The following is a 1,917-nucleotide window of genomic DNA, read 5'->3' on the forward strand; positions in this document are numbered from 1 at the left end:
GTCACACGGGTCGCATGACCGTGGGCTTCTCAGCGGCCGCTGAGCAGCCCACGGTCATGGATTTGGTCGGCCCCGCAGCGAATTTCCCCGCAGCGAATTTCCCCGCAGCGAATTTCCCCGCAGCGAATTTCTCAGTAGTTGTTGCAGCTGCTGGCGACCGACTCGATGACGCCGAAGTATTGCGCGGCCTGCGGCATCGCCTGGACCTGCGCGGCCATCGCCTGACGCTGCTGGGGCGGGGAGGCGAGGAACTGACGCAGGTAGTTTGTCGCGATCGGCGACGCGCTGAGCTGGGCGGCAGCACCGGGCGAAGTCGCGTTGAGCGCCGCCATGACCTGCCCGTAGTTGCAGGTCGTGTTGATGATGGGGCTCATATCAGGCTCTGCGGACGCGACCCCGGACCCCGCAGCAAACACCAATGCCACGCCACCGGCCGCGGCAGCGACCTTGGCCAAAGACAGCTTCACCATAAATGGACACCTTCCACATTCATTGCACCGCCGAAAACGGCGCCGACGACTGACCAGACGGTTGCCGTCCCGTTCGAGATTACCAGTCCGCGCGGGCACCCTCGCCATCGTACGGTTTTTGAACAAAATGGTCCCCGAATGCGACCGGGGCGAGGTTGGCGCCGCGGTGGTGCGCGTTACATGACCGCTGATGGGCGTGCCATGTGGCCGACGTGTGTGCAACGTTTAGTATCAGTAACCGAACGCTTGCCCACCGGGACCCAGCGGTCCGCGGCGAGCCCACAACAGCAGTTCACATTGAGAACAGTTCACATTGAGCAGCCCACACTGATCAGGACGAGGAGACGTCTGTGACGTACACGATCGCCGAACCCTGCGTCGACATCAAAGACAAGGCATGCATCGAGGAGTGCCCGGTCGACTGCATTTACGAGGGTGCCCGGATGATGTACATCCATCCGGATGAATGCGTCGACTGCGGGGCCTGCGAACCGGTCTGCCCTGTCGAAGCCATCTACTACGAAGACGATGTGCCAGACGAGTGGAGCCAGTACACGCAGATCAACGCCGATTTCTTCGCCGAGCTGGGCTCGCCCGGAGGCGCGGCCAAGGTCGGCATGACCGAGAACGACCCGCAGGTGGTCAAGGACCTGCCGCCTCAAGGCGAGGGCGACTGAGCCGCAGTGCCGCATGAGCCCGGCCCGGCTCGGCGGGTGAGGGCGCTCCCGGCGCGCGCGAAGGTGTCGGCGTCCCTGCCGGAGTTTCCCTGGGACACGTTGGTCGAGGCGAAAGCCCTGGCGGCGGCCCACCCGGATGGAATCGTCGACTTGTCCGTCGGCACGCCGGTCGACCCTGTCGCACCACTGATCCGGGCGGCGCTGACGGCTGCCGGATCAGCGCCGGGGTACCCCACGACGGCCGGCACCCCGGGACTGCGCGCGTCGGCGGTGGCGGCGCTGACGCGCCGCTTCGCCGTCAGCGGGCTCAGCGAGGCGGCGGTGCTGCCGGTGATCGGCAGCAAGGAATTCATCGCCTGGCTGCCGACGCTGCTGGGGCTTGCGGGCCGGGACGTGGTCGCGGTGCCGGAGCTGGCATATCCGACGTACGAGGTCGGTGCCCGGCTGGCCGGGGCGCAGGTGCTGCGCGCCGACTCGCTGACCCAGTTGGGCCCGCGGCCCCCGGCGCTGGTCTACCTGAACTCGCCGAGCAACCCGACGGGACGCGTTCTGGGCGTCGAGCACCTACGCAAGGTCATCGGCTGGGCGCGCGAGCGCGGCTGCGTGGTGGCCTCCGACGAGTGCTACCTGGGTTTGGGCTGGGATGCCGAGCCCCCGGGGCCCCTGTCGGTGCTGCATCCGTCGGTCTGCGACGGTGACCATACCGGTCTGTTGGCGATCCACTCGCTGTCGAAGAGCTCGTCGCTGGCCGGCTACCGGGCAGGTTTCGT

The 1,917-nt window shown here is 67.0% G+C and carries 3 protein-coding genes; 2 read left to right on the forward strand and 1 reads right to left on the reverse strand.

Annotated elements, in window-relative coordinates:
- Window positions 1-131 precede the first annotated feature (131 nt).
- Window positions 132-467: a hemophore-related protein gene (locus AC2VOK_RS01760; protein ID WP_428898947.1), complete on the reverse strand. Its 336-nt coding sequence runs from the start codon at window positions 465-467 to the stop codon at window positions 132-134.
- Window positions 468-820: 353 nt separating this feature from the next.
- Here AC2VOK_RS01760 and fdxA point away from each other — a divergent pair, with 353 nt between their 5' ends.
- Together fdxA and dapC are read left to right on the forward strand one after the other, a co-directional pair.
- Entirely contained in the window at window positions 821-1,147 is a 327-nt protein-coding gene (gene fdxA, locus AC2VOK_RS01765) for a ferredoxin (protein ID WP_428898946.1), read from the forward strand.
- Window positions 1,148-1,210: 63 nt separating this feature from the next.
- On the forward strand, window positions 1,211-1,917 hold a 707-nt coding region (dapC, locus tag AC2VOK_RS01770; protein ID WP_428898948.1), incomplete at its 3' end, for a succinyldiaminopimelate transaminase.

This window comes from Mycobacterium sp. TH-M116, from assembly GCF_057473685.1.